The following is a 26894-nucleotide window of genomic DNA, read 5'->3' on the forward strand; positions in this document are numbered from 1 at the left end:
TGCGCTCTTTTTGATATGGATGATCAAGTAGCCTTTGGTTCTCGGCTTGACTTACATGCAGACAATGTACTCCCCATGAAAAAATCCCCCTGCAGCCGCACATGCTCATAGGGCAAATGCGGGTTAGCAATCCGCCAAAGCATGCGGTCTGCGGCGCGATAGCCCGATTCTCGGATAGCCAGCTGCGGGCGCTGCTTTCGTAGGCAGGCAGCGGTTAGCTTAGCAAGATGGCCAACAAGCTGTATGCACACCCCCCGCATAGGGAATACTTACACTTACCCAACGTGTGAGAAAAGGTGGTTTTCCCTATGCTTTTATACCAATTAACGCAATGGTTTGAAGAACGAACGTCCTTGCAGCAGGCGCTCCAAAACGGAATGACCGAGGGGAGCAGCGACCTGCAGCTAAGAATTCAGGAAGTCGAGCAGCAGCTGCACTCCCATGCAGAACGATGGAAAAACGCCATCCAGGAAGCCTCCTATCTGCAGTTCCCTTATGAAAATCCGCTCGTCGATGATGATATGGTTCTGTAGCCGTTTCCAAGCAGCTGCTTTCTTCCCTCCTTTGTATTTCCTCGGTTTTCGTGTAGAATTAGAGGGAACGATAAACGAGAACAGAACGAGGTCTTTTTACAATGAAAGTATTAGTCACGACACTGAATGCCAAATTCATTCATACATCTTTGGCTCTGCGCTATTTGAAAGCGTTCTGCGAAAAGGATTTTGATGTTGAAATTACCGAATATACGATCAAAGACCCAGTGATGAACGTCGTCTCCGACCTGTATCAAAAGGCGCCGGACGTGCTGGGCTTTTCCTGTTACATTTGGAACATTGAAGAAACGATTCATATTATCAAAATGATTAAGAAAATCCGGCCTGAGATCCTCATCGTTCTCGGCGGTCCTGAGGTTTCTTACGATACGGACTACTGGATGAAACGCATCCCGGAAGTTGATTTTATCGTGATGGGCGAAGGCGAAGAGACTTTCCACCAGCTGCTGACGGAAATTTCTACGACGCGCAAATATCATTTTGTTTACGGGCTGGCCTACCGCAAAGGGGAAGAAGTCGTGCTTATGCCGGGCAGACCGAAGCTCAATCTGAACGATATCCCGTCACCGCATCGGTTCAAAGAAGATTTGCCGAGTTTAGCCAACCGCGTGGTGTACTTCGAAACGAGCCGGGGCTGCCCATTCTCTTGTCAATTCTGCCTTTCCAGTATTGAAGTGGGCGTGCGGTACTTTGACATGGAGCGGACGAAGTCGGACCTCTTGTACTTAATTGATTCAGGCGCGAAGCTGATCAAGTTCGTGGACCGGACGTTTAATATCAAACGTGACTACGCGATGGAAATATTCGAATTCCTGATCGAAAATCATCGTGGTGTCGTGTTCCAATTCGAGATTACAGCCGATATTATGCGGCCCGAGGTTCTTGATTATTTGGCTGAAAATGCTCCTCCAGGTACGTTCCGTTTTGAAATCGGCGTCCAATCGACGAATGACACCACGAATGAGCTGGTGCAGCGCAGACAAAACTTCATGAAGCTGAGCCGAACGGTTTCCAAGGTGAAAAACAGCTTGAAAATCGATCAGCATCTCGATCTGATCGCCGGCCTGCCGGAAGAGGATTATAACTCGTTCCGTAAAACATTTAACGATGTCTTCGAACTGGGGCCGGAGGAACTGCAGCTTGGCTTCCTCAAAATGCTGCGCGGCACAGGGATGCGAAATGATGCGCATAAATACGGCTACGTGTACATGGATCATGCCCCGTATGAGATTCTGGGTAATGACATTCTCCCGTTCACTGATCTAATACGTATCAAGCGAGTAGAGGACGTGCTTGAGAAATACTGGAATGCACACCGTATGGACCATACGGTCAAATATTTGATCGCACATGAATTTGCATCGGCATTCGATTTCTTTCAAGAGTTCGGCGACTTCTGGGAAGGCCGCGGTTGGCAGAAGATCGGGCATCAGCTCGAGGATCTGTTTACCCGCCTGCGGGAGTTCCTCCTTCATCGTGAAGCGAAGAACATGCCTGTCATCGAAGGTCTCATGAAGCTGGATTATTTCCTGGGGCATAAATATAAGCCCCGTAAAATCTGGTGGGACTTCACCTTGGAGAAATCCGAACAGAACGCCTACTTCAAGCTGCTTGCCGAGCAGCCTGAGCTCGTGAGCGGCGACTTCCAACGTCTTCGCATCAATGAAAAAGATCTCCACAAGCATGTGATGCTTGAGGTGCTGCCTTTCGCTTTGCAGACGTATCTGCAAAGCGGTGAGATTGACGCCTCCAGCACGGAGCTGCTCGTCGTGCACTTCCCGCCGGATGCTCAGCTTCCGGCTAGCTGCTACAGCATGCCGCTGCACCAGACAGCGACCGTCTAATAGAAGCCCCACTCCCATTATCACGATGATGGGGAGCGGGGCTTTTCGCATAAAACCGGGCCTTATCAGGGTAATCTAGGGTAGTTGCCCCACAAGCTGACTGTTTGCTAACTGATTCCTGAAAGGAGATCTGCGATATGATTGAAATGAAGAATAAGCAGCTTGAAGAACAGATCGAGAAAGTTTTGGATGCGAATAAAATTTGCTCATTTGCCACCGTAGAAGGAACGAAGCCGAAAGTTCGTTACATGGCGCTGTTCCATGAGGGACTGACCCTGTTTCTGGCTACGAACAGGAAGACGGACAAAGTGGACGAGGTGAAGGATAACCCCAATGTGCATATCCTGGTCGGTTATGACGGGAAGAAGTCCTCAGATATTTTGCAGATCCAAGCGACAGCTGTGATTAGTAAGGATAATGCCCTTCGTGAGAAGCTGTGGACAGACGATCTGGCAAAGTGGTTCGACGGCGCACATGATCCTGACTACGTTGTACTTGAAGTCACGCCTTCGTACATGGAATATATGAACGGTGAAGGCCAACCGCAGGTTTGGAAGGGATAGATGGAGGCTTTCCTGAAAAAACCATTGACCACAGGTGAGGTTCAATGATAAGATTGAAAAAATTTACCTATGGATCGATGAGGAGGAAATTGCAAAGTGGCCACGTATTACTTAGAACCATCCCGCACGTTCAGCGAGTTTCTGTTAATCCCTAATCTTACAACGAAGGAATGTACACCGGCGAATGTAAAGCTCAAAACCCCGCTTGTTAAATTCAACAAAGGTGAGGAGCCTGCGATTTCGCTCAATATCCCGTTTTCATCTGCTGTCATGCAAGCTGTTTCCGATGACGGAATGGCGATTGCTTTGGCACGTTGTGGCGGGATTTCATTTATTTTTGGCTCGCAGACGATTGAAGAAGAAGCACAGATGGTACGGAAAGTGAAAGGGTACAAGGCAGGCTTCGTCGTAAGCCGCTCCAACTTAACGCCCGATCATACATTAAGCGATGTGCTTGCATTGAAAGAAGAAACAGGCCATTCCACAGTAGCGATTACGGATGATGGTACAGCAAATGGCGTACTGCTCGGTATTGTAACAGGACGTGATTACCGCAAAAGCCGTGATCCGCTGGATCGTCCGATTCATCAGTTTATGACACCATTTGATAAACTGATTTACGGTAAAGCGGGAATTTCCTTGTCGGAAGCTAACAACTTAATTTGGGATCATAAGCTCAATTGTTTGCCGATCGTGGATGAGCAGATGAAGCTTGAAACTCTTGTTTTCCGGAAAGATTATGATGAGCATAAAGAAAATCCGATGGAGCTTCTTGATGCGAACAAAAGCTACATTGTAGGTGCGGGAATCAATACCAAAGATTATAAAGACAGAGTTCCTGCTCTCGTTGAAGCGGGTGTAGACATCTTGGTCATCGACTCCTCTGACGGCTACAGCGAATATCAGCGGGAAACGGTTCAGTATGTCAAAGAGAATTTCAATGTGAAAATCGGAGCTGGCAACGTTGTTGACCGGGAGGGCTTCCTGTATTTAGTGGAATCCGGAGCGGACTTCGTGAAAGTTGGGATCGGCGGCGGTTCCATTTGTATCACTCGGGAACAAAAAGGGATTGGGCGCGGCCAAGCTTCCTCCATTATGGAAGTCGTCGAAGCCAGAGACCAGTATTTTAAAGAAACAGGCGTCTACATTCCGATTTGTTCCGATGGTGGTATCGTACATGACTACCATGTTACGTTAGCCTTGGCCATGGGCGCTGATTTCGTTATGTTGGGCCGTTATTTCGCCCGTTTCGACGAGAGCCCTACGAGAAAGCTTAAGGTAGGCAACAACTTCGTGAAAGAGTACTGGGGAGAAGGGTCCAATCGTGCCCGCAACTGGCAGCGTTACGATACAGGCGGCAAAAGCAAGCTTTTATTTGAAGAAGGCGTTGATTCCTATGTGCCGTATGCAGGTAGCCTGCAAGAAAATTTGGACAAGACGATTGGCAAAATCAAGTCCACCATGTGCAACTGCGGATCACTTAGTCTGGCAGAGCTGAGAAGCAAAGCGAGAATTGCGCTTGTTTCAGCAACCAGCTTAGTAGAGGGCGGCGCTCATGACGTTATTTTAAAAGAAAGCTCCTTATCGGAAGAATAGAACAGCACATAAATAAAAGCGCTCCGCCGCATCGTAAAGATGACGGTTGGAGCGCTTTGTTAGTAGTTAAGAAAGTATAAGTTTTATACTTTTGCTTCGCATCAACCTTGACAAAACGCGCTCGTCCTAAAGGACGACGAAGTCGTTTATCCTTGTGTAACACGGTGGTTACGACAGTAGGCGGTTAATTAAGGCAAGTAGCTGCGAATTACCGTCATGCTGCCTTCTAGCGCATAGCTGCCCAGATTGGCTGGAAGCAAGAAGCAATCGCCTGGCTTGGTGGAGATGCTGCCATCTTCCCATTGAAGCGTTCCATTTCCTTCTGCAATGACGAGGATTACGAAGCTCTCCGGAGAAGTGCTTAACTCCCATTTGGGGCCAACGAGGCCTTTTTCCACTGTGAAAAAAGGAGACTGGGCGAGCGTCAACCATGTGCCGGTTTCACTCATGTTTGTTTTCATACGCGTGGAGCCTGAACCCTCATAAGCGATAACATTGAGTGAGTCCTCGATATGAAGATCGCGCGGCTTGCCATCCAACCCAGGACGGTTGTAATCGTACAAACGATAGGTGGTGTCGGAATTCTGCTGAATCTCAGCAACCAGAACACCGGCGCCCAACGCATGAACGGTTCCGGCCGGGATATAGAAGGAATCGCCGGCTTCTACAGGGACTTCCTGCAGGCAGTCTAGAATACGGTCTTCGCTAATAGCTTGCGCCAAGCTTTCGCGGGTAACGCCTTCCTTCATGCCGTATATAATTTTGGCTCCGGGCTTTGCATCCAGGATGTACCACATTTCGGTTTTGCCCAGCTCACCGGCAGCCAAGTTGTCGTAATGGTCATTCGGGTGAACTTGCACGGACAAGTCGTCTTCACAATCCAGAAGCTTGATGAGAAGGGGGAACCGGCCGTTTTTTTCGGAGAAGCCTTTGGTCCCGAATAAACTTTTACCGTATTTCTCGCGGATTTCGTCCAATCCAAGACCTGCAAGTTCTCCATTGATGACCTTCGTTGTTCCATTAGGGTGATCGCCGATCATCCAGCCTTCGCCAATCGCGCCTTCCGGCAGTTGAAAGCCAAACTTCTCCAGGGCTCTGCCTCCCCAAACACGTTCTTTCATTTCAGGTTGAAATTGAAGCGGGTATGATTTCACTGCTATCCCTACTTTCTCTATATTTCTTCTGTAAAAATGACCAAAAAGTGCTAGTCACTACCTAGCATTATATCAATGGGTCTATCTTTTTTCTAGAGCTAAGAGATAGGGTGCATGCGCGCTTGTATTCATGAATTGATAGCGTAGCACTTGAAAAGCTGCAAGCGGGAGCTGCTGCGCCCAAGCTTCGACGGCAGCCGCTTCTTCCGAGCCGCCCTCGTGCCCGCTGTACAGCACGATGGTTACAATACCGCCTTTGCGGAGCAGGCGGAGAGCCGCTTCCAATGCAGGAATGGTTGATTCCTGCTTGGTTATCGTTGCGGGATCGGCGCCTGGCAAGTAGCCGAGGTTGAAGGTGACCGCGGCTACCTTGCCGTGGCGGTCCTCCGGCACAGCCGTCTCCATGAGCGCGTGGCTGCATAAGTTCAGGTGCACAGAAGAAGATGCGTCTGGAAGTTCCTTCTCCAGACGCATCTTGGTTTGATCCAGCGCTTGCTGCTGGATATCGAAGCCGTAGACTAGACCGCTGCGGCCCGCCAGCTTCGCGAGAAAGACGGTGTCTACGCCGTTGCCGAGCGTTGCGTCTATAACCGTATCGCCCGGTTGAACGCGCTGCCCGATGAGTTGATGAGCAAAACCTAAAACAGAAACAAAACCCATGCGTGAAAAGCCTCCATGCTGTGCTTGTGCTTATGAGCGACAGTTATTTTTTGGCTGCCAGCCATGTGGCCAGCGCCTCGATTTCCTCGGGCTTCAAAGCCTCTTGGAAAGGAGGCATATCGCCTTTACCTTTGACGATTTGCTGCACAATTTGATCTTTCGTTTTGCGCGATCCGACCTTCGTCAGGTTCGGCCCGAAGTCCCCTTCAAGGCTTGCCCCGTGGCAGGCCATGCAGTTGTCCTTGAACAGCGCCTGCGCTTCAGCTGCGGTGGTAGTTCCGCCATCCGCCGCCTGCGGCTTCGCGGATGGCGGCGGCGCCGCGCTTGCAGGCGCAGGCGTTGGTGTTGGCACCGGCACGGGCGTCGCCGTTGCCGTCTCTTTCACTGGCGCAGCGGTGGCGACTGCCGCGCTAGGTGTCGCTGCCGCTGCGCTTGGCTGCGGCGTGCTGCTTGCCGCCGGCGCTGCTGTTGCCGCCGCTGGCGTTGCCGCGGCTGCTGTGGGTGTTGCCGTCGGCGCTGCTGAGGCTGCCGCCGGGGAACTTGCGGCTGCCGTCTGCGTCGGTGACGGCGGTGCAGATACTGGCGCGGACGCTTGAGGCGTCCCTCCGCAACCGGCAACGACAAGCATCAATCCAATCCATGCTGCTCCAACCCTTTTTTTCATCGCATCCATCTCCTTTATATAAGCTTTCACTATATATAGGAAACGGTTCAAAATCGAAATGGGTTTTATCCCAGCAGTTTTTTATTTGGTGGCTTTGCCTTTCCAATACTTGCCCTGCCATGTGTTTCGATCTTTCAACAGTTTGTCAAAGCTGTTCAGTACTTCCCATTTCTTGAGGCTCCACATCGGTCCGATCAGCAGATCGCGCGGGGCATCCCCGGTCAGCCGGTGAACAATCATTTCCGGCGGCAGAAACTCAAGCGTATCGACGATAAGTTTCACGTATTCATCTTTTTCAAGGAATTCCAGCAAGCCGGCTTCGTATTGTTTCACCATAGGTGTTTTACGCATTAAATGAAGTAAATGAATTTTGATGCCCTGAACATCCATCTGAGCGACGGCTCTGCCGGTGTCAAGCATCATTTCGTGAGTTTCTCCAGGCAATCCGTAAATAATGTGCGCACAAGTGCGAATATTATGCTTTCTGAGCTTAGCCACGGCATCCAGATAGCATTGGGTGTCATGCGCACGGTTAATGAGCTGAGACGTAGATTCGTGAACGGTCTGAAGGCCCATTTCAACCCATAAGTAGGTTCGTTCGTTCAGTTCTGCCAAATATTCAATGACATCATCGGGCAAGCAGTCCGGCCGGGTTGCAATGGATAAGCCCACAACGCCTGGCTGCTGCAAAATGACCTCATAATATTCCCGCAATTGCTCAACGGGGGCGTAAGTATTCGTATAAGCTTGGAAATAGCCGATATATTGGGCTTCGGGCCATTTCTGATGCTGAAGATCTCTGATTTTGTTAAATTGGGTAACGAGATCATCGCGGCGGCTGCCTGCAAAATCACCAGAGCCTCTCGCACTGCAAAATGTACAACCGCCGGTCGCAATATTGCCATCGCGATTCGGACAAGTAAAGCCTGCATCGAGCATTACTTTAAATACTTTGCCGCCGAAAGCTTCGCGCATTTCATAATTCCATGTATGGAAACGTTTGTCCCCCCATAGCTGAGGTGACTCTTGTATCACTGTAGTCATCAGGTCGAACTCCTTTCCTTCCACCCTATTGTAGCGAAAAATAAACATGAAAGCGACCCCTCCCTTTCCACCAACTTCCCCGTTAAAAGTGGGCATATCAGAGCATGATAACTTTGCATGACAATCAAATGCCGAGAGGGGAAATGAAGAAGTGAAAAAGTTTCGTACAGTGACATTGGCGGTAGCTTTAACGACAGCATTGAGCTTTGGGGCAGTTGGGGCGCACGCAAACACGAGTACACCGACAATGAACACTCACACGGGAACTTCGGGAACTATGGGGACGGGAACTACGACAACATCGGGGTATACAGGCAGTAATTACGACGCTACGACGGGGACTAGCGCGGGAACTGGTTTGTTGAACGGCACGGGGACGATGACTAACACCAATACGTATAATGGAAACACAACTCCACTTGCTCCGATCACGACCACACATCCGAACAAGTACGATGGCGTGTACAGACCGGATGGAACAACAACCAATACGTATACGGGAAAAAGCACAACCGGCACTGGTGTTATGGGTCAAATCAACGGCTACGGCAACAATCTCATGGATCGGATGAGTACGACAGGAACTACGGCAACAAACCGTGGCAATTATGATACGACTTCTTATCGCACCTATGCGACCACTTCAACTAACAAAAGTATGAACTGGGGATGGCTTGGTTTAGTCGGATTATTAGGTCTGGCTGGATTAAGAGGAAGCAATAAACGAAGAGATGAGATATAAGTAAGAATGCGCGTCCTCCTAAGCAGGAGGGCGTTTTTTTGCATTATGTTTATAGGGGAACTACAGGCTGCTATTTTGCCCAAAAGATCCCTTTGCGGGAGGGAGAGGGAACTAGGAACTAAGGTCCGCTATTTCGCCATTTTGATGCATATTTGGACGATAGGGGTTGAATAAGAGCCTGTAGTTCCCCTCAAACTACGAAATTCGGCTTTTTACTTAAATAAGGGAGTTCCCCTATTAAGCTGTGTCCGATGCATGATGAGTCATAGGATTCCTTCACCGTTTATCGGTCAAAACGGCTAGGTTTTTTTGTTAGTATGATCTGCCAATCATAAAGAATTCAGCCGTAACCAAAACTATCATTAATAGTTGAAAAAGAAAGCAGGTGAAACAGACCATGACGACTTCAACCTTATCCTTCTTATCGGCAGATACCTTATCCGTTGAGCCGACAGTGAAGGAAGCTTTAGCGTTAAGCAGCGGAGCAAAATATGTGGCTGATCCGAATGTATCCAAGGAAGCCAGACAAAAAGTACTTCGTTCTCTAGATCGCAAGCTATTCCCAGCTACGTCCAAAACCATTGAATATCACAAACTGGAAGTGTAATTCCCTTTGATTTTTTCCCTAGAATGGTCTATGATTTGTATTCGATAGCTTGTACGTGTAGGAGGCAAATAGTAGATGCGGTTACGGGGAAGAAAAGGAATTCGAGAAGATATAGAACGTCAGAAGGAACTCGTTGTTCTCAATGCCAAAGACTATAAAGGCAAATGGGCCGAGTTATTTGGCAACAATAACCCTATTCATGCTGAACTTGGGATGGGGAAAGGTCGTTTTATCAGTGAAATGAGCAAGAAATACCCGGATATTAATTTCATTGGTGTCGATATGTACGATGAGCTTATTCGCAAAGCAAGCGAGAAGGCGAAGATCGCTCATGACGTGAAGACCGAGGAAGAATCGGAGTCCGCTCCGAGCATCCCGAATTTGAAGTTGATGCTGTTCAATATTGAACATATTGAAGAAGCTTTTGCTGAAGGCGAGTTGGAGCGGGTTTATTTGAACTTCAGCGATCCATGGCCAAAGAAAAAACATGCTCGCAGACGGTTGACGCACCCTGGCTTTGTGGCCAAATATCAGCAGATTTTGAATGCAAAGGGTGAGATTCATTTGAAAACCGATTCGCAATCGCTTTTCGAATTCTCGCTTAATTCTTTTGCGGATATGGGACTCAGAATGCGTAATATTTCCTTGAATCTTCATGCAGACGGGTTTCACCCGGACCATGTCATGACGGAATATGAAACCAAGTTCGCCACGCAAGGTATGAACATTCACCGCTGTGAAGTTGTGATCGGTCAGGACGCTCTTGCTGCGCATTTGGACCAACTAAGCAACGCGAAAGCTGAATAACATTATTAAAAGGCTCCTCTAACTGCTGTATGCAGATAAGGAGCCTTTTTGTATACTGGCTGATCGTTAGCCGAGCACTTGGAGAATAACCTCTGAACAATCAGCCGAAGGCATATTCATTCTTTGGCGGTAGTTCCAAACACGTCTGGCCTGCACATCCGTATAGCGGCTGACGAGCATCGTCAACCAGTTGGCAATCGTATCTGCGGATCGAATCGGCTCACCAAAGCCTTGCTCGGTAAAATAAAGCACGTTCTCTTCTTCCTGACCCGGGATCGGATCATAGAACAGCATCGGAATGGATTTGGCAAGCCCTTCCGAACAGGTCATCCCGCCAGGCTTCGTAACGAGCAAATCCGAAACTTCCATTAATTTGTCGATGTCCGGCGTGAATCCGAGCAACCGGATGTTTGGATGCTGATACCGGTCGTCCGCGGCTAGTTTGGCTAATGTCTTGGCATTATTGCCCAAGCAAAAAATAAACTGCACGCGATCTCTCCACGTGACAAGATGCTCGCTGAGGGAATCGCCTCCGATTAAGCCCCAGCCGCCACCCATTACAAGCACCGTAGGCATCGCGGCTAATTGGAACTGCTGCCGGATCTTTGCTTTATCGTGAGCTTCCCGGAAGCTTGGATGGACAGGGATGCCCGTGATTTCGACTTGTGCGGCGGCAATGCCACGGCCAAGCAATTTATTTTTGACGTCTTCTGTCGAGACCATATATTTGTTCACTTCACGGCTGACCCAAGTTCCGTGTACATCGTAGTCTGTGATGACGGTGCACAGCGGGATGGCAAGGCCGGCTCTTTTCAACCTGGAAACGACGACGCTGGGAAAAGGGTGGGTGCAGACGATGGCCTGCGGAGCCCAATTCCGGATAATCTCTGCGGTCTGCGCATAAAAAATGCGGTGCAGCGCTAATTGCGTCAAGCGGTTTAACGATTTCTTATATTGGGAGCGGTATAACCGGCCGTAAAGCTTGGGGCTGGCGGTTAGTGTCTTCTTGTAGGCTTGGAAGATCCAAGGCGCTATAGTCGGATGCAGGAAAGTCCCCAACTCCAGTACACGCGTTTCAATATTTGTGCATCGCTTCTCTAAGCTTACAGCGAGCGCATAGGCTGCTTGTGTATGACCGGCTCCGAAGCCTTCGGAGAGGATGAGAACCCGTTTCTTACCCTGCACAGCGTTCATTTTTTTACCCCCATAAACCTACAGTTGCTAGAGATGCCGCAGTACCAATCAAACACCCTACGAGACAATCAGAAGGATAGTGCAGTCCCAGGTAGATACGAGATAAGCCAACGATGAGAGCGAGCGGCAGAAGGATAACGCCTAGAACAGGTATAGCGGTCATAAATGGAATGATGATCGAGAAGATGGCGGTTGTATGTCCGGACGGAAAGGAATGATCGGTTAATGGGTTTTTATAGGTAATCGTTTGAGGATGTACCAGATAAGGCCGAAGCCGCGGATATTTCTTTTTGATGATGGCAACCGGAATATGACTGATCGTTAAAGCGATGAGGGCCTGAATGCCCGCGATTCTCAGTTGTCCTTGCCCGAACAAAGCGCAACAGAGGGAGATGACAATTGTAGCCGTAGCTCCTCCCAGATGAGTGATTCTAGAAAAGAAATGATCAAGGAAGAAGTGCTGAATACGTTGATTCACAAAGTGGAACATGCGAGTTTCATGATGCTGAAGCCAGTTCACGACTCTGCTCATGAGTAGTAGCCTCCTTCGGTCGTAAGATACCTGCTATTTCAAATTATAAAGAACATTTATTAAAATCAGATTAACGCAGTAATAAATGTTAAGAAAGGCGCGTTTACATTTTGAAGGTCGCTTTAGTCGAATTAAATCATGGAAACAATGGAATAGTATTCCTTTTTATTGTACCCTATATGTCGCCATGCTATCCCATTCCTTAATGCCTATAGGTTCGAAAATGCAAACCCTTTCATTTTGGGATTTTTTAAATAAGGTGTCGACCCAGGACGTTTCTGGTTGAATGTGCACGAACGAAAGTCAGTGCTTAGGTCATATGGCATCTAGATCGTTGAGTCCGTTATGCTGTAAGTCGGACGGTTGCAGTCCTTAAGAATGAGATTGGCTGATGACGGACTCTTTGTCTGAAAGCTGCGCGAATGTTATGAAGGGGACCTTGGATTTTAATGCGTACTAGCCGTTATCCGGCAAGATCGGCAAAAGTTGTCAGGGGAAGCTCGGGTGAATTATAATAAAACCCGAATCACATGAGGGGTTGCTTCTTGGTCTAAATGGTGAACTTTTTGTACACAATAAAATGAAAAACGTTGAAAACAGGACTTTAACGATCTGATTTCAAGCACATACTGCAAAGTGTGCGCACGTTCCCCTTAAATCTCAAAGAACCGGCTATTTTTCGTTCTTTGTAGACTTTGACAAATAGGGGGAAAGAGAGGAAAATCAAGAACGGTTAATTCACCTGTACATAATTGCGCACTACGCGTATAAAAAGATAGCTTGTGTGCATAAACAAAAAGGGGGACTTTGCTTCATGCTTGACAAGATTGTGCTTACGTTTCAGATTGGCTTGGCGCTCATCGGTGCGTATCAGTTATTTTTAACGTTCTTTGGATGGTACCGTCCCAGAAACAAACAGAAATTTGCTCCGCAAAAATCGTTTGCCGTTCTGGTCGCAGCACATAACGAGGAGCAGGTCGTTGGCGCATTAATCGAGAATCTGAAGGCTTTGGATTACCCCAAAGAGCTATATGACATTTTCGTAATTTGCGACAACTGTACGGACAATACGGCTGAGATTACACGCAGTCATGGTGTTTACGCCATGGAGCGCCATAACCCGAACCTAAGAGGTAAGGGCTATGCGATCGAATGGATGCTGAAAGAGCTTTGGAAGCGTGAGCGTCAGTACGACGCGGTTGTTATGTTCGATGCCGACAATCTCTCCAGCCCGGACTACCTGCTGCATATGAACAATGATCTTTGTTCCGGATCCAGAGTGATTCAAGCTTACCTTGACAGCAAGAATCCGAACGATTCATGGGTTACCGGTTCTTACGCGATTTCGTATTACTTTGCAAACCGTTTCTGGCAGATGCCCCGCACGAACTTGGGACTTGCCAACTATTTAGGCGGTACGGGCATGTGTTTTGAGTCCAAGCTCCTGAAACAAATCGGTTGGGGGGCTACAAGCCTTGTAGAGGATCTGGAGTTCTCGATGCGCTGCATCAAGATGGGGATTAGGCCGACTTACAACTACGAAGCGATTGTTTACGATGAGAAGCCGCTTACGTTCAAAGCTTCCGCCAAACAGCGTTTGCGCTGGATGCAAGGACACTTTGACGTGGCTAAGCGTTACTTCTTCCCACTGTTGTGGCAGGGTATCAAAGAAGGCAGCTGGACGAAGATTGACGCGGCTATTTACTCAGCCAACGTATACAACTTTTTCTTCGGAGCGATTATCTCCGTGCTGCTGTGGATCAAATCCGTAACGCCAGGATGGTCGGAGACGCCGATGCTTGCCGACATCAATCCGATTTTCTTCAACACGGTGAGTATAGCGATTTATATCTTGCTGCCGCTCTCCATGCTGATTGAGAAGGCGCCTCGCAAAGTATATAAATATCTAATTTTATATCCCGTGTTCATGCTGTCTTGGTGGCCGATTACGTTCTATGCGTTCTTCACGCAAAACAACAAACAATGGAGCCACACGGAGCATACACGTGTCATTCGCCTGGATGAAATGAAAAGTAAACAAGTGAGTTGACTTTTCTTCACCGAGATGATATTATATTTCAAGTAAAAGCAGAGGCGCCCGCTTCTCACCTGACCGACAAGAGTTGGCTGGTTTGAATGAATCATCATGAATGCTCAATAGGTTGCTTAAACCTGTTATTGATGAAGATGTGGGCCACTGCGCGCCCGCATCTTTTTTATATTGGATAAAGAGGTACATACTTTTTGGAGGTGGAACACTATTAGCAAAGACCATATGATTAATGACGAGATTCGTGTGAAGGAAGTACGCCTGATCGGGGCGGACGGAGAACAACTCGGTATTACACCGATTCGCGAAGCTCTTCAAATCGCACTTGACGCGAACTTGGATTTAGTGAACGTGGCACCGACGGCGAAGCCGCCTGTATGCCGCATCATGGATTACGGTAAATTCCGTTATGAAACACAGAAGAAAGAGAAAGAAGCTCGTAAGAACCAGAAGATCGTTGATATCAAAGAGATTCGCTTAAGCGCGACGATCGATGAACATGACTTCCAAACGAAGCTTCGCAATGCGGTTAAATTCCTTGGCGATGGCGATAAAGTAAAAGCCAGCGTCAGGTTCCGCGGGCGTGAAATAGCGCACTCGGAGATTGGTCGCAGAGTGCTTGAACGTCTGGCTACTGAAACAGCCGACATTTCCTCACAGGAGCGCGCTCCTAAGCTTGAGGGAAGAAGCATGATCATGATCTTAACGCCGAAGGCGACAACGTAGGCGGTATACTAAATTAGGAGGAACAACAACATGCCGAAAATGAAAACACACAGCAGCCTGAAAGGCCGTTTCAAAGTCACTGGCACAGGCAAAGTGATGAGATACAAACAAGGTAAGAACCACTTGCTTTCTGGTAAATCTTCACGTACGAAACGCGTTTTGTCCACGAACCCAGTTATGGCTCCTGGCGATGTACGTCGTTTGAAACAACAACTGACACTTATCAAAGGTTAATCGTCATTTCGTGTAAAATTCGAACATCATTTATATATCCCAGGAGGTAGTTCACAATGGCAAGAGTCAAGGGCGGATTTATTCGCGCTCACCGTCGTAAGAAAATTTTGAAATTAGCAAAAGGTTATTTCGGTTCCAAACACCGTTTATTTAAAACAGCTAAAGAGCAAGTAATGAAATCTTTAGTGTATGCTTACCGTGACCGTCGCCAAACGAAACGTAATTTCCGCAGACTGTGGATCACTCGTATCAATGCAGGCGCTCGTCAAAACGGCTTGAGCTACAGCAAATTGATGCACGGCCTGAAATTGGCTGGTATCGACATCAACCGCAAAATCTTGGCTGATTTGGCTGTAAACGATGCTAAAGCGTTCAACGATTTGGCAACAGCTGCAAAAGCAAAAGTAAACGCGTAAGCTTCGCTTCGCGCTCAGAAAGCTTGTCCCCGCAAGGGGGCAAGCTTTTTTTGTTCGTAGATAAGAAAGGGGTTGGGGAACTACAGGGGGCTATTTTTACTAAAATTGCCCTTCGAGCGAGGGAGAGGGAACTACAGGCCGCTATTTCGCCATGCTCTGTCAAATGTTGGGCGATTTAGGTGAAATAAGACCATTTAGTTCCCCTCCACCCCCCGAAATTGCGCTTTTCACCTAAATAAGGGAATGGAGTTCCCCTAAATCGGGCTTAACTTTATTATTTTGCAGACATATCAAGTGTTGGAGCTTCCTCAGAAGGCGGAGAGTCCTTTTTCAATTTGCGCAGCAGTATCGCGATAAACATGGCGAGGGGAAACAGGACTTGGAAAATGGGGTACAGTTTGACGCTGAAGGTAAGACCTAACCAAATATGGTACGTGTAATTAGGCTCAAGAAAGGAGCTGATGAAAATAACGATGCCGACAAGGCAAACAGGCAGCTTGCTATTAGTGCTGCTGCCTATAAGCTGAGTAAGCCCAAAAGAGGCTGCCCAGAAGAATGCAGTTAATTTAACAAAAAGTCCGAGAAATAGCAGCAATGTAACGAACACATCCAGCCGTTCAAAGATTTCCCCAACCTGAATCAACTGCACCGTTTGCAAGAAAGGCAACGTGCTGTTACCAATCAATGCAGGTCCAAGAACCAGCACATTAATCATGTTCATTGCAATGAGGAAGAAAGCAACGCCAAGATAGGAAAAAATACTGATACGTTTTACTTTTTTATTATCGTCCATTAAGTGCCAAAACATCAGAAAAACGACCATTTGTCCGAATGGAAACGAGACTAGATCCGGTAAGGCCGCCTTGATGATAGGGAGAAAGCCTTTCTCCATAACCGGCTGAATGCGCTCAAAGTTGATCAGTTTGGAAACCACAATAAGAAGGCTTAGGACTCCATAGCTGAAAAGCACGGGGATTATCAAGCTTTCGACCACGCGGCAAAGGGTTTCAATGCCCAGGAGAATCGTATAAGCCGCGAGCAGAATGACTAGCAGCATGATAATAAATTTGGGCGTTCTGGCGAGAAGCGTTACGCTTGTAATTTCACCGAAATCCCGAACATTTCTCATGGATTCATAGGCAAAATAAATGATAAAGCAGCTGCTGATAATACCGCCGGCTACCTTCCCGAAGCAAATGCGCATTAATGCGATAAGGGACTGATCAGGGGCGATGCTTTGAATGTAGAGAAACATCCGTAGGAGCAGTAAGCCGACAGCTGCCGCGAGCAGCATCGCAATCCAAGAGTCCTGCTTTGCTTTGTTGCCGATGGCAAATAAAGGCGTACTGCCGATTTGGAAAAGAATGATTAAGACAGCAATTTGGTAGTTGCTGATTCGTTCCATGCGGATAATCTCCTTCTTCCGATCATCATTATTGATTATCAGTTTCAATAAGCTGCTTCACAGACTTGCTGTTCATGCCGATATTCTGTATCTCGATCTTGAAGGAAGGTTCCATCTCAATTTGGGCGAAATGATCACCCCAATCTGGCTGTAAATGCTCCCAAGCTTTGGGATCTTTTCTATGAATAAGGCCAGCGAACCCGAGTACATCTGCTTTCATATTTTGAGCTTTATGCAAGGAGGTAAGCATAATATCGGAAATGGTGTCGCTGACGAGATCCTCTATTTCGCGGATGCCTTCAGGCTTAGAAGCATCAATCATACAGTTGTTCTCGACAATCGCTCCGCTTGCTCTTACATCAGCTTTAATGACCCACTTTCCTTGAACTTTTACAGGCGTCAGCTTGGTGGAAGCCTTGTTAACTCGTAGTGACGAGACCAGGCTCTTACTATCTTTTGAGCAGGCGAAAAACAAGATGGACTGGCTGATATCCCCTTTAATCCAGCTGAGGCCATAGCCTTCATGTCCTGTCATCCAACCGATGAGCTTATCTTTTTGAAAAACGCCGATCCGTCCCATTTTGAGCTTCGTATCGAAATTTGTGTTTTTTAAATTTTCGATCGAAGTGGCTTCGATCCCCTTTCCGGATATAAACACTTCAGGCACCGTTGTATAGCCGGAGTCGCTCGACATTCCCATCAGCATTTGAAAGACCATGACCTGCTTGAGGTTGGCGTCCGTCTGGTCCTCGTTAAGCACCATATTTTGTATAGCGGCGCCTGGTATCTTCTCGAGGGGAAGAATTTGCTCCAGAATTTTTCGCGCTTTGCCTCGACTGACGAGTATGCTGACAGTTTCCCGGGAATTTGCGCTGCGCAAGTATACGTCAATGACCGGAGAGATTCCCTTGCGGGCGGCAGCCTCTCCAATGACAATCACACGATTATGGGCGAAGAACATTTTACGAGGCATCTCCAGGCTGGCACGTTGAACGGCTGCCTGAATGGAATCCCCGGTTGTGGAAAACACCAAGACAGGGGCCTGTTGAATCCCTCCTCCGCCTGTATTGGAGATAGATTGAGGAATAACAACCTGGTAGGAGATCAGCCAGTGATCTTCATCCCAATCGATGGCGGTTGCGGCCGTGATCGCGATTTTATTCAGTTCCTTTCGATCCCAGCAACTTGTACATAAGCAGCAAGTGATGAAGCAGATTAAGCTTATCAAGACGAATCGGCGCTTGGCTGGCATGTCATCATTCCCCTCCATCTTGCAGTTATTTTTTCTTTGACGGTTTGGCCGGAGGAGGCTGTCTGAAAATATTCTTGGTCATGCGTAACGGCCGCTTAATTAAGTTCCGCCATGGAAGCCTGATAAAGATATCTTTTACATTGGATGCGATGAAGGGAGCTATCGGCGCCATGTAAGGGATTCCGAACGATCGAATGGAACACACGTGAATGAGGATAACCATGCAGCCAAATAAAATACCGAAAAGGCCCAGAACTCCAGCCAAGAGCATAAGCATGAAGCGGATCAACCTTGCGGCAACCGCCAGGTTAATGGCAGGCGTGACAAAGTTGGAAATCGCTGTGAACGATACCACGATCACCATCGCTGCGGACACAAGCCCGGCTTGCACGGCCGCTTGTCCAAGCACAAGCGCGCCGACAATGGAAATGGCGGGTCCGACAACGCGGGGCATACGCACCCCTGCTTCCCGAAGCACTTCGAAGGTGATTTCCATCAAGAACGCTTCGACAAGCGCAGGGAAAGGAACCCCTTCCCGTTGGGCAGCAAGAGTGATAAGTAAGGTCGTGGGCAGCATTTCCTGATGGAAAGTGGTAATCGCAATGTAGAGTGACGGCAGCAGCATAGATATGAAAAAAGAAGCATACCGAATCAACCGTACGAATGAGGCGATATCGTAGCGCTGGTAATAGTCCTCACTGGATTGCAGGAATTTATAGAACGTCACAGGAGCGATTAACGCGAAAGGCGTCCCGTCGACGATGATGACAATCTGCCCTTCAAGTAATCCTGCCGCTGCAGCATCAGGGCGCTCTGTGTTCATCAAAGTAGGAAAAGGCGTATACCCTTTATCCTCAATGAACTCCTCAATGTAGGCACTCTCCAAAATGCTGTCCGTATCAATGAGCAAAAGACGTCTGCGTGCTTCTGCCAGCACCTTCTCATTGACGATGCCGTCGATGTAGGTCAGAATGACCTCGGTCCTTGTGTAACGGCCAATCTTCATGTTTTCAAAGCGAAGGTCAGGCGATTTGATTTTTCTACGCAGCAAGCTGATATTCGTACGAATATCTTCCGTAAAGCTCTCCTTCGGCCCCCGGATAACGGTCTGCGTCTGGGGTTCATCAATCGCTCGCTTCTCCCAGCCGGTCGTGCTAGCGATGAAGGCTTCGTCGAACCCATCGATAAAAATAGCTGTGCAGCCTTCTAAAACGGCATTCAGCACCTCGGAATCATTGGTAGCCTCAATGAGTTCGCCAACTGTGATGGTTTGCTGCAGTATTTCGTGAATCCCGCAATATTGTTCACTGATCTTTTCGGTTGCTTGAACATTTAATAGGGGCTCAATGAGATGCTTATGAATAGATTCTGATTGAACAAGCCCATCTATGTAGATTAACGCAAGGGAGAAGTGATCCTGAATAACCTGCATATCGACCATGCGAATAATAATATCCGGAGATCCGCCAAGCGCTTCTTGCATCATCGATATGTTCGTTTGCAAATCCGTCGTTAAAGGGAGAGCGGGTTTCAGAGAAGATTTCATCAGCAGAAGCCCTCATTTCCTGAATTGGTAGTATATTCCCTCACTTTCGATGGTTTTATTCGATCTGCTATTGACTAATGCTCTGGGGATGCATATAATAATCTCTAATATCATCTTAACTGGTGATGTTCACGAATTAATCGGCTATGAAGAGGAAGAAGTCATAAGGGCACTTATGCGCAGAGAGCGTTGGGCTTGCTGAAACCATCGCCTTAATCCCTTACGTACGAAGTCACCTCGGAGCTGTTTTCCTGAAACTTACGGCATTGTCTGTAAACACTAGGGAGAATCGGAAAAGCACACGTTATCGTGCTGAGGGTATTGTTCAATACGAACATACCTGCTAAGGCTGTATGCTGTGAGGCATGTAGCAAATTTGGGTGGTACCACGGAAGCTTAAACCCCTTTCGTCCCGTTTAACACGTTACGTGCGTGTGCGGGATGAACAGGGGTTTTTCTTATTATCTAGAAAAGCTCGATCCATGACATGGACTTATTTTTTGAGAGGAGGATCACAATGAATGTTCAAACTGAACCAAAGAGGTCAAAAGAAGAACTGATTGACAAGCTGATGAAGCCGGACCTGATCACAGGCTCCGAGATTTTGCTAAGAAGCTTATTGCTGGAGGGTGTGGACTGCGTCTTTGGATATCCGGGCGGCGCTGTTTTGTACATCTACGATGCGATGCATGGCTTTTCCGATTTTAACCACCTACTGACAAGACATGAGCAAGGAGCCATTCACGCTGCCGATGGATATGCACGTTCCACAGGCAAAGTTGGCGTATGTATCGCTACATCGGGGCCGGGGGCTACGAACCTCGTCACTGGGATAGCTACCGCATATATGGATTCAGTTCCTCTCGTCGTTATTACAGGGAACGTTGCAACAAACTTTATTGGTACGGATGCTTTCCAAGAGGCTGATATTACGGGGATTACAATGCCCATCACGAAACACAGCTACTTGGTAAGAGACGTAAACGATTTGCCGCGCATCATTCATGAAGCGTTCCATATTGCGAACTCAGGTCGTAAAGGTCCGGTTCTCATTGACATACCAAAGGATGTCTCCGCTCATAAAACGATATTTAAACCAGTACAGGATGTAAACATCCGCGGCTATAACCCAACGGTACAGCCGAACAAGCTGCAAGTCGACAAGCTGCTGAAAGCGATCGAAGAAGCAGAGCGTCCGGTAATCATTGCAGGTGGCGGCGTCGTATACGCAGATGCATCCAAAGAATTGATCGAGTTCGTGAATGCTACGCAAATTCCGGTGGCAACAACGTTGCTCGGACTAAGCGGCTTCCCAAGCGCACATGAGCTATGGCTCGGCATGCCGGGAATGCACGGAACGTACACAGCGAACACTGCAATTCAGAATGCGGACCTCCTGATTTCCATCGGTTCGAGATTCGATGACCGTGTGACGATGAATTTGAACGGTTTTGCTCCTAAAGTGAAAACCATCGCTCATATCGATGTGGATCCTGCGGAAATCGGCAAAAACGTGAAAACGGACATCCCGTGCGTTGGCGATGTGAAGGCTGTTCTGGCTTTGGCCAATCAGAAAGCTAAGCCTGCGAAGAGCGAAGCATGGATTGCTGAAGTTCAAGCCAACAAAGAGAAGTTCCCGCTGAAATACGGCGATACGGAAACAGAACTGAAACCGCAATTCGTTGTTGAAATGATTAGTGAGACGACGCAAGGTGAAGCGATCGTAACAACTGACGTGGGTCAACATCAAATGTGGGCTGCTCAGTTCTACAAGTTCAAAAACCCGCGCTCTCTCGTAACTTCCGGCGGACTTGGTACGATGGGCTTTGGCTTCCCTTCCGCGATCGGTGCACAAATGGGGAATCCGGATAAGCTGGTTGTTTCCATCAACGGCGACGGCGGCGTTCAAATGTGTGCGCAAGAGCTTGCCATCTGTGCCATTAACAACATCCCGGTGAAGATCGTTATTTTGAATAACCAAGTACTCGGTATGGTTCGTCAGTGGCAAGAAATCATTTATGAGAACCGCTACAGCCACATCGATTTGGCTGGCAGCCCGGATTTCGTAAAACTTGCGGAAGCTTACGGCGTTAAGGGCTTGCGTGCTACGACGAAGGAAGAAGCAAGAAGCGCATGGCAGGAAGCGCTGGACACACCGGGGCCGGTTTTGATTGATTTCGTCGTACCAAAAGGAGAGAACGTATTCCCAATGGTTAAAGCAGGCGATACAATTAGTGATATGTTAATGGGGGATTCGGAATGATGACGACAACTAAACATACAGTTTCCGTACTCGTAAACAATCAGCCTGGTGTTCTGCAGCGAGTATCCGGTTTGTTCGGACGCAGGGGCTTTAATATTGAAAGTATTACTGTAGGGGAGTCCGAAGAACTCGGGCTTTCCCGGATGGTTATCGTAACAACGGGAGATGACAGCACGCTGGAGCAAATTTCCAAGCAGCTGTACAAACTGATTGACGTTATCAAAGTCGTCGACCTCAGCTCCAACCCAATGGTAGCCAGAGAGCTTGCACTCATTAAAGTAAATGCAGAACCGATCATGCGTCCTGAAATTCTCGGAATTGTAGAAACATTCCGTGCTGCGGTTGTCGATATTGGTCCAGCATCAATTATCGTGCAAGTTGTGGGAGATTCAGATAAAATAGATGCAATGGTAGAATTGCTTCGTCCTTACGGCATCCGTGAGCTTTCCCGTACGGGAGCAACGGCGATGATTCGTGGCTCAGTTAGATAAACAATTATAATATGGCAATGTGAAAAAGTAGGTAAGCCTCCTTGAGTGGGGCTTTGAGCGGTGGACTCTTTAGCGCTTTAAAAGGCTGGTCGTTGATATACGTCAATTGCTTGGCCAAGCACCGGGGTAACCGTTGAAACACCCACTCAAGGGGTAGACAATACGGATTCATCATATCAAAGGAGGATTTATACGAAATGGCAGTTACTACTTACTATGAAAAAGATGCAGACTTAGCGGTACTTAAAGGTAAAACAATCGCAGTTGTTGGTTATGGTTCCCAAGGGCACGCACAAGCACAAAACTTGCGTGACAGCGGATTGAACGTAATTATCGGTCTTCGTGAAGGCCGTTCTTGGAACGCAGCTAAAAATGACGGTTTCGAAGTTGTATCCGTTGAAGAAGCGGCATCACGCGCTGACGTGATCCAAATCTTGATGCCGGATGAGACACAAGCTCGCGTATACCGTGAGTCCATTCAACCGAACATGAAAAAAGGCGCTGCTTTGATGTTCTCCCACGGTTTCAACATTCATTTCGGTCAAATCGTAGCTCCTGAAGGTACAGATGTATTCTTGGTTGCTCCTAAATCCCCAGGTCACATGGTACGTCGTACTTATGTTGAAGGCTTCGGCGTTCCTGGCTTGATCGCGATCGAGAAAGACGCTACTGGCAACGCGAAAGCAATCGGCCTTGCTTATGCAAAAGGTATCGGTTGTACGCGCGCAGGGGTTATCGAAACTTCCTTCCGTGAAGAAACAGAAACTGATTTGTTCGGTGAGCAAGCTGTTCTTTGCGGTGGTGCATCTGAACTCGTTAAAGCAGGTTTCGAAACATTGGTTGAAGCTGGTTATGCACCTGAAATGGCTTACTTCGAGTGCTTGCACGAGCTGAAATTGATCGTTGACATGATGTATGAAGGCGGAATCTCCTCCATGCGCAGTTCCATCTCCAACACAGCGGAGTATGGTGACTATGTAACAGGACCTCGCATCATCACAGCTGAAACGAAAAAAGAAATGAAAGCTGTTCTTACAGATATCCAACAAGGTAAATTCGCTCGCGACTTCATCTTGGAAAACCAATCCAACTTCGCGTTCATGAACGCGACTCGCCGCAACGAAGCTCAACACCCAATCGAGGTTGTTGGTGCCGAATTGCGTGAAATGATGCACTGGATCAAAAAGTAATTTAACGTATTATTGAATCATATAGTTATTCATCCCACAGGGAGTGATTGAGGAGAATTTCCCAGTCACTCCCTGTGAATACTATGTAGACGAGTAAAAATTGGCGAGTGTACCTTTTAAACTTCGAAGAACAACCCAGTGGAGGGCTAAGTGTTTGTCGGAGGAGACAAATGCTGAAGAACGGAACGGTCATTGGGCAGGTTTAGAAGTTTAATCGAACACTCGTAATCTTTTAGGAGGTGACCATGGTGCGCAAAATCTACATCTTTGATACAACGCTCAGAGACGGAGAACAATCGCCAGGCGTGAACTTGAACACACAGGAGAAGGTCGAAATCGCGCTTCAACTTGAGAAGCTGGGTGTCGATCGGATGGAGGCCGGCTTCCCGGCTGCATCACCTGGTGACTTGGCAGGCGTTAATGCCGTAGCAAGAGCGGTCAAGAACGCCTCTGTGATCGGTCTGTCCCGCTCGAAGGAGACGGACATCGAGGCTGTTCGTGAAGCGCTGCAGGGCGCTCAGGACCCATGTATTCATTTGTTTCTAGCGACGTCCCCGATCCATCGGAAGCATAAGCTGAAGATGGAAAAGCACCAAGTGCTGGAGACAGCGGAAGCTGCGATTAAATATGCGAAGAAGTATTTCAGCAAAATCGAGTTTTCACTCGAGGATGCGGGCCGCACGGAGCTTGATTTCATCGCAGAAGTAACGGCAATGGCAATCCGTGCCGGCGCTTCGGTCGTGAATATTCCAGATACAGTCGGTTATATGACACCGTACGACTACGGGAATATTTTCAAAATGCTGAAGGACACGGTCCCAGGCATTGAGAAAATCCAGCTGAGCGCGCATTGCCATGACGACCTTGGCATGGCGACTGCTAACGCGCTAGCGGCGGTATTGAATGGTGCCGATCAAATCGAAGGCACCATCAACGGCATCGGCGAGCGAGCAGGGAACACCTCGATCGAAGAGGTCGTACTGGCGCTGGAAACACGCCAGGACTTCTACCAAGCGAAAACTTCGCTTGTGTTGAACGAGATCTACCGCACCAGCCGTTTGGTCAGCAAGCTGACCGGCATGGTGGTGCCAGGCAATAAAGCGATCGTCGGTGCTAACGCGTTCGCTCATGAGTCCGGCATCCATCAGGATGGGATGCTCAAAGAGAAAACGACCTACGAGATTATTTCCCCTGAGACCATTGGGGTCAAGGAAAGTAAGCTCGTGATGGGTAAACACTCCGGGCGCCATGCGTTCCGCGAGAAGCTGATCGACCTCGGCTACGACCTCGCAGACGAGCAAGTGAACGTGGCGTTCGGCAAGTTCAAGGATTTGGCTGACCGCAAGAAGCAGGTGGAAGACGAAGATATTCGCGCGCTGATCGAAGAGAAATTGATCGAAACGCCGGAAATTTTTGCGCTTGGCACGCTTCAAGTGGCTTACGGCAACCAAATGACGCCAACAGCAACCGTGCACGTTCGCTTCCAAGACGGCAGTGAAGTGGCGGAAAGCGCTGTGGGCAACGGCTCTGTCGATGCTATTTACAACGCGATTGACAAAGCTACGAAGGAAGAAGTCGAGCTCGATGACTATTCCATTAAGTCTGTCTCTCACGGAAAAGATGCACTCGGCGAAGTGCATGTTGTGTTGAAACAGAACGACGTGTCCGTTCAAGGACGCGGCATCTCGACAGATATTCTCGAAGCAAGCGCCAAGGCTTACCTGGACGCTGTGAACAGACTCATTGATAAACGCAAAACCCCAACAAGCAACAGAAGCAACGTTACGTTGATCTAATCACTTAAGTCCACCGGACTACTGGATAAGCACCTCACCTCCAAGCTAGAGGAGGGGTGCTTTCTACAAATGCGAAAGGATGCGTCCATTTATGAAATATCGATTTTCTAAATCGCTAGAAGGTTTCTCATCCTCGGCGGTAAGAGAAATTCTCAAGCTGACACAAGGCAGCTCGATCATTTCTTTTGCCGGCGGATTGCCTGCTGAAGAGTTTTTCCCATTGGACGCGGTGAGTGAAGCGTTTAAACGAGTTGTCGGCGGCGGGAAGTCAGCGCTGCAGTATGGATTGACCGAAGGGTATAAGCCGCTGCGCGAGTCCTTATGCAAACGGATGGCTGCCAAGAATATGATCGTCACACCAGACGAGATGCTGCTGACGACAGGTTCTCAGCAAGCGATCGATTTGTTGACGCGCGTATATATTGATGAAGGCGATGTCATTCTGGTAGAAAGACCTACGTACCTAGCGGCGATTCAAGTATTTCAAGCCAAAGGCGCCAAGATTTATTCCGTTGACAGCGATAACGACGGTATGATTCTTGAAGATTTGGCAGCAAAGGTTGCCGAGCACAATCCGAAGCTCGTTTATGTCATCCCGACATTTTCGAATCCGGCAGGCCGTGCTTGGAGCTTAGAGCGTCGTCAAGGGTTGCTGAATATTTGCCGCGAAGCGGACGTACTGATTCTTGAGGATGACCCATACGGGGAAATCCAATTTGATGAAAATGAAACGTACCCATCCATTTTCTCGCTTGGCGGTAAAGCCGAAGGCGGCAATGTGGTGTACACGAGCACCTTCTCCAAAACGGTAGCGCCTGCTTTCCGGACAGGCTGGGTGATGGGGGACGAGAACTTGATTCGTCAAATTGCCCGTTTCAAACAATCGGCGGATCTGCACTCCAGTACGATTGATCAGCAAACACTGTATCATCTGCTTGAGCACTTCGATCTCGATGCACATATTTCATTAATCCGTGAGCAATACTTGGATCGGATGAAATTCATGTCAGGCCTTTTGAAAGAGTTGAACTGGCCAGGTCTGAAGTGGGAAGAACCGAAGGGCGGCATGTTCATCTGGGTGGAGCTTCCGCCGCATATTCGCGCAGAGGATCTGCTGAAAATCGCGGTAAAAGAAGGCGTGGCTTTTGTTCCTGGGTCCACTTTTTATGCCGAGAATCCACAGTACAACACAATGCGCCTGAACTACACGCATACAGATCGCGAGAACACGATTCTCGGTATGCAAAAGCTGGCGAAAGCCATGGAATCTTACTTACAAAGTGTATAAAATAATCGGGGCTGCCTCATTAGGTCAGGAATGACCTAATGAGACAGCCCCATTTTCTTTTTCCTATGTGAAGATGGAGCGAGAGGGAACGAGGATCCGCTATTCTCTAAGTAATGCGCATTTCCTCCAAGAAAGGGAAACTACGACCGCTATTCTGCCAATGTAAGCTGACATGTAAGCTTTATCGGTTTGACCCCCTAATTCCGGAGAGTTACCAGTGTAAGAAACAGTAACCTTAGAATTACGTTAATTTGCGTTTGTTTCCGCTCGTTTCCT

General features: G+C 48.1%; 26 protein-coding genes. 16 read left to right on the forward strand and 10 right to left on the reverse strand.

Translation table 11 applies throughout. From position 1 onward, the window contains the following. Positions 1–23 precede the first annotated feature (23 nt). On the reverse strand, positions 24–251 hold the full coding sequence (locus J2Z65_RS33395) for a hypothetical protein (RefSeq protein ID WP_167067568.1): 228 nt from the start codon (positions 249–251) through the stop codon (positions 24–26). A gap of 57 nt (positions 252–308) precedes the next feature. On the opposite strand from J2Z65_RS33395, the gene J2Z65_RS33400 reads away from it, so the two are divergent. The 4 genes from J2Z65_RS33400 to J2Z65_RS33415 all read left to right on the forward strand — a co-directional run bounded on the left by J2Z65_RS33400 (position 309) and on the right by J2Z65_RS33415 (position 4557). Continuing rightward, the gene (locus tag J2Z65_RS33400) at positions 309–533 is read left to right on the forward strand and encodes a hypothetical protein (RefSeq protein WP_167067565.1); all 225 of its coding nucleotides are present in this window, start codon (positions 309–311) and stop codon (positions 531–533) included. A gap of 101 nt (positions 534–634) precedes the next feature. After that, positions 635–2398, forward strand: a complete 1764-nt coding sequence (locus J2Z65_RS33405) for a B12-binding domain-containing radical SAM protein (RefSeq protein ID WP_167067560.1) — start codon at positions 635–637, stop codon at positions 2396–2398. A gap of 146 nt (positions 2399–2544) precedes the next feature. Next, on the forward strand, positions 2545–2961 hold the full coding sequence (locus J2Z65_RS33410; protein ID WP_167067655.1) for a pyridoxamine 5'-phosphate oxidase family protein: 417 nt from the start codon (positions 2545–2547) through the stop codon (positions 2959–2961). A 96-nt stretch (positions 2962–3057) separates the two neighbouring features. Next, positions 3058–4557 carry an IMP dehydrogenase gene (locus J2Z65_RS33415; RefSeq protein WP_167067558.1) on the forward strand — a complete coding sequence of 500 codons (1500 nt, stop codon included), beginning with the start codon at positions 3058–3060 and terminating at the stop codon, positions 4555–4557. A 188-nt stretch (positions 4558–4745) separates the two neighbouring features. Here the strand turns inward: J2Z65_RS33415 and J2Z65_RS33420 are convergent, their stop codons facing one another. The 4 genes from J2Z65_RS33420 to mnmL form a co-directional block, all read right to left on the reverse strand. After that, positions 4746–5711: a type I phosphomannose isomerase catalytic subunit gene (locus J2Z65_RS33420; protein WP_167067555.1), complete on the reverse strand. Its 966-nt coding sequence runs from the start codon at positions 5709–5711 to the stop codon at positions 4746–4748. 81 nt (positions 5712–5792) lie between these two features. Beyond that, positions 5793–6371, reverse strand: coding sequence for a tRNA 5-(aminomethyl)-2-thiouridylate-methyltransferase MnmM (gene mnmM, locus J2Z65_RS33425; protein WP_167067553.1), 579 nt, complete (start codon positions 6369–6371; stop codon positions 5793–5795). 43 nt (positions 6372–6414) lie between these two features. After that, positions 6415–7035 (reverse strand): c-type cytochrome, encoded by a 621-nt coding sequence (locus tag J2Z65_RS33430; RefSeq protein ID WP_167067550.1) that lies wholly within the window; start codon positions 7033–7035, stop codon positions 6415–6417. A gap of 81 nt (positions 7036–7116) precedes the next feature. Then, a complete protein-coding gene (mnmL, locus tag J2Z65_RS33435; protein WP_167067547.1) occupies positions 7117–8079 on the reverse strand; it encodes a tRNA modification radical SAM protein MnmL/YtqA in 963 nt (320 codons plus the stop codon). A gap of 151 nt (positions 8080–8230) precedes the next feature. Here mnmL and J2Z65_RS33440 point away from each other — a divergent pair, with 151 nt between their 5' ends. From J2Z65_RS33440 to trmB, 3 genes are all read left to right on the forward strand, one after another. Beyond that, complete coding sequence (locus J2Z65_RS33440; protein ID WP_167067545.1) at positions 8231–8821, forward strand: WGxxGxxG-CTERM domain-containing protein; 591 nt, start codon at positions 8231–8233, stop codon at positions 8819–8821. 397 nt (positions 8822–9218) lie between these two features. Next, positions 9219–9428 carry a hypothetical protein gene (locus tag J2Z65_RS33445; protein WP_167067543.1) on the forward strand — a complete coding sequence of 70 codons (210 nt, stop codon included), beginning with the start codon at positions 9219–9221 and terminating at the stop codon, positions 9426–9428. 75 nt (positions 9429–9503) lie between these two features. Beyond that, positions 9504–10235, forward strand: a complete 732-nt coding sequence (trmB, locus tag J2Z65_RS33450) for a tRNA (guanosine(46)-N7)-methyltransferase TrmB (RefSeq protein ID WP_167067540.1) — start codon at positions 9504–9506, stop codon at positions 10233–10235. Positions 10236–10301: 66 nt separating this feature from the next. Here trmB and J2Z65_RS33455 read toward each other — a convergent pair whose 3' ends face one another. Beyond that, positions 10302–11429, reverse strand: a complete 1128-nt coding sequence (locus J2Z65_RS33455; protein ID WP_167067538.1) for an MGDG synthase family glycosyltransferase — start codon at positions 11427–11429, stop codon at positions 10302–10304. Positions 11430–11433: 4 nt separating this feature from the next. Continuing rightward, entirely contained in the window at positions 11434–11961 is a 528-nt protein-coding gene (locus J2Z65_RS33460; RefSeq protein ID WP_167067535.1) for a phosphatase PAP2 family protein, read from the reverse strand. Positions 11962–12775: 814 nt separating this feature from the next. On the opposite strand from J2Z65_RS33460, the gene J2Z65_RS33465 reads away from it, so the two are divergent. From J2Z65_RS33465 to rplT, 4 genes are all read left to right on the forward strand, one after another. Beyond that, on the forward strand, positions 12776–14011 hold the full coding sequence (locus J2Z65_RS33465) for a glycosyltransferase family 2 protein (protein ID WP_167067533.1): 1236 nt from the start codon (positions 12776–12778) through the stop codon (positions 14009–14011). Between the two features lie 225 nt (positions 14012–14236). After that, complete coding sequence (gene infC, locus J2Z65_RS33470; protein ID WP_167067530.1) at positions 14237–14737, forward strand: translation initiation factor IF-3; 501 nt, start codon at positions 14237–14239, stop codon at positions 14735–14737. Between the two features lie 30 nt (positions 14738–14767). After that, the gene (gene rpmI, locus J2Z65_RS33475; protein WP_167067528.1) at positions 14768–14971 is read left to right on the forward strand and encodes a 50S ribosomal protein L35; all 204 of its coding nucleotides are present in this window, start codon (positions 14768–14770) and stop codon (positions 14969–14971) included. A 56-nt stretch (positions 14972–15027) separates the two neighbouring features. Then, a complete protein-coding gene (gene rplT / locus J2Z65_RS33480) occupies positions 15028–15387 on the forward strand; it encodes a 50S ribosomal protein L20 (RefSeq protein ID WP_127455519.1) in 360 nt (119 codons plus the stop codon). A 274-nt stretch (positions 15388–15661) separates the two neighbouring features. On the opposite strand, the gene J2Z65_RS33485 is transcribed toward rplT, so the two are convergent. The 3 genes from J2Z65_RS33485 to J2Z65_RS33495 are packed head-to-tail and all read right to left on the reverse strand — an operon-like array spanning position 15662 to position 19590. After that, complete coding sequence (locus J2Z65_RS33485) at positions 15662–16792, reverse strand: GerAB/ArcD/ProY family transporter (RefSeq protein WP_167067525.1); 1131 nt, start codon at positions 16790–16792, stop codon at positions 15662–15664. A 28-nt stretch (positions 16793–16820) separates the two neighbouring features. Then, a complete protein-coding gene (locus J2Z65_RS33490) occupies positions 16821–18044 on the reverse strand; it encodes a Ger(x)C family spore germination protein (RefSeq protein ID WP_167067522.1) in 1224 nt (407 codons plus the stop codon). Between the two features lie 25 nt (positions 18045–18069). Continuing rightward, positions 18070–19590, reverse strand: a complete 1521-nt coding sequence (locus J2Z65_RS33495; RefSeq protein WP_167067520.1) for a spore germination protein — start codon at positions 19588–19590, stop codon at positions 18070–18072. A gap of 517 nt (positions 19591–20107) precedes the next feature. Here J2Z65_RS33495 and ilvB point away from each other — a divergent pair. From ilvB to J2Z65_RS33520, 5 genes are all read left to right on the forward strand, one after another. Continuing rightward, positions 20108–21853, forward strand: coding sequence for a biosynthetic-type acetolactate synthase large subunit (gene ilvB / locus J2Z65_RS33500; protein ID WP_167067517.1), 1746 nt, complete (start codon positions 20108–20110; stop codon positions 21851–21853). Continuing rightward, positions 21853–22344 carry an acetolactate synthase small subunit gene (gene ilvN, locus J2Z65_RS33505; protein ID WP_167067652.1) on the forward strand — a complete coding sequence of 164 codons (492 nt, stop codon included), beginning with the start codon at positions 21853–21855 and terminating at the stop codon, positions 22342–22344. Before ilvB ends, ilvN begins: the two co-directional genes overlap by 1 nt. 197 nt (positions 22345–22541) lie before the next feature. Continuing rightward, positions 22542–23534 carry a ketol-acid reductoisomerase gene (gene ilvC / locus J2Z65_RS33510; RefSeq protein WP_167067514.1) on the forward strand — a complete coding sequence of 331 codons (993 nt, stop codon included), beginning with the start codon at positions 22542–22544 and terminating at the stop codon, positions 23532–23534. Positions 23535–23782: 248 nt separating this feature from the next. Next, positions 23783–25330 carry a 2-isopropylmalate synthase gene (locus J2Z65_RS33515; RefSeq protein WP_167067636.1) on the forward strand — a complete coding sequence of 516 codons (1548 nt, stop codon included), beginning with the start codon at positions 23783–23785 and terminating at the stop codon, positions 25328–25330. 91 nt (positions 25331–25421) lie between these two features. Continuing rightward, complete coding sequence (locus J2Z65_RS33520) at positions 25422–26618, forward strand: aminotransferase-like domain-containing protein (protein ID WP_167067511.1); 1197 nt, start codon at positions 25422–25424, stop codon at positions 26616–26618. The last annotated feature ends 276 nt before the right edge of the window (positions 26619–26894 follow it).

Origin of the sequence: Paenibacillus aceris (assembly GCF_017874035.1) — a bacterium.
Taxonomy (GTDB): Bacteria; Bacillota; Bacilli; order Paenibacillales; family NBRC-103111; genus Paenibacillus_E; species Paenibacillus_E aceris.

Bases quoted from the DNA above. Each gene is read 5' to 3' on its own strand.
- J2Z65_RS33430 (WP_167067550.1), bottom strand. From the start codon at position 7,035: ATGAAAAAAAGGGTTGGAGCAGCATGGATTGGATTGATGCTTGTCGTT.
- rpmI (WP_167067528.1), top strand. From the start codon at position 14,768: ATGCCGAAAATGAAAACACACAGCAGCCTGAAAGGCCGTTTCAAAGTC.
- ilvN (WP_167067652.1), top strand. From the start codon at position 21,853: ATGACGACAACTAAACATACAGTTTCCGTACTCGTAAACAATCAGCCT.
- mnmM (WP_167067553.1), bottom strand. From the start codon at position 6,371: ATGGGTTTTGTTTCTGTTTTAGGTTTTGCTCATCAACTCATCGGGCAG.
- J2Z65_RS33495 (WP_167067520.1), bottom strand. From the start codon at position 19,590: ATGAAATCTTCTCTGAAACCCGCTCTCCCTTTAACGACGGATTTGCAA.
- rplT (WP_127455519.1), top strand. From the start codon at position 15,028: ATGGCAAGAGTCAAGGGCGGATTTATTCGCGCTCACCGTCGTAAGAAA.
- J2Z65_RS33410 (WP_167067655.1), top strand. From the start codon at position 2,545: ATGAAGAATAAGCAGCTTGAAGAACAGATCGAGAAAGTTTTGGATGCG.
- J2Z65_RS33465 (WP_167067533.1), top strand. From the start codon at position 12,776: ATGCTTGACAAGATTGTGCTTACGTTTCAGATTGGCTTGGCGCTCATC.
- J2Z65_RS33485 (WP_167067525.1), bottom strand. From the start codon at position 16,792: ATGGAACGAATCAGCAACTACCAAATTGCTGTCTTAATCATTCTTTTC.
- J2Z65_RS33400 (WP_167067565.1), top strand. From the start codon at position 309: ATGCTTTTATACCAATTAACGCAATGGTTTGAAGAACGAACGTCCTTG.
- mnmL (WP_167067547.1), bottom strand. From the start codon at position 8,079: ATGACTACAGTGATACAAGAGTCACCTCAGCTATGGGGGGACAAACGT.
- J2Z65_RS33445 (WP_167067543.1), top strand. From the start codon at position 9,219: ATGACGACTTCAACCTTATCCTTCTTATCGGCAGATACCTTATCCGTT.
- J2Z65_RS33520 (WP_167067511.1), top strand. From the start codon at position 25,422: ATGAAATATCGATTTTCTAAATCGCTAGAAGGTTTCTCATCCTCGGCG.
- ilvB (WP_167067517.1), top strand. From the start codon at position 20,108: ATGAATGTTCAAACTGAACCAAAGAGGTCAAAAGAAGAACTGATTGAC.
- J2Z65_RS33455 (WP_167067538.1), bottom strand. From the start codon at position 11,429: ATGAACGCTGTGCAGGGTAAGAAACGGGTTCTCATCCTCTCCGAAGGC.
- J2Z65_RS33460 (WP_167067535.1), bottom strand. From the start codon at position 11,961: ATGAGCAGAGTCGTGAACTGGCTTCAGCATCATGAAACTCGCATGTTC.
- trmB (WP_167067540.1), top strand. From the start codon at position 9,504: ATGCGGTTACGGGGAAGAAAAGGAATTCGAGAAGATATAGAACGTCAG.
- ilvC (WP_167067514.1), top strand. From the start codon at position 22,542: ATGGCAGTTACTACTTACTATGAAAAAGATGCAGACTTAGCGGTACTT.
- J2Z65_RS33490 (WP_167067522.1), bottom strand. From the start codon at position 18,044: ATGCCAGCCAAGCGCCGATTCGTCTTGATAAGCTTAATCTGCTTCATC.
- infC (WP_167067530.1), top strand. From the start codon at position 14,237: ATGATTAATGACGAGATTCGTGTGAAGGAAGTACGCCTGATCGGGGCG.
- J2Z65_RS33405 (WP_167067560.1), top strand. From the start codon at position 635: ATGAAAGTATTAGTCACGACACTGAATGCCAAATTCATTCATACATCT.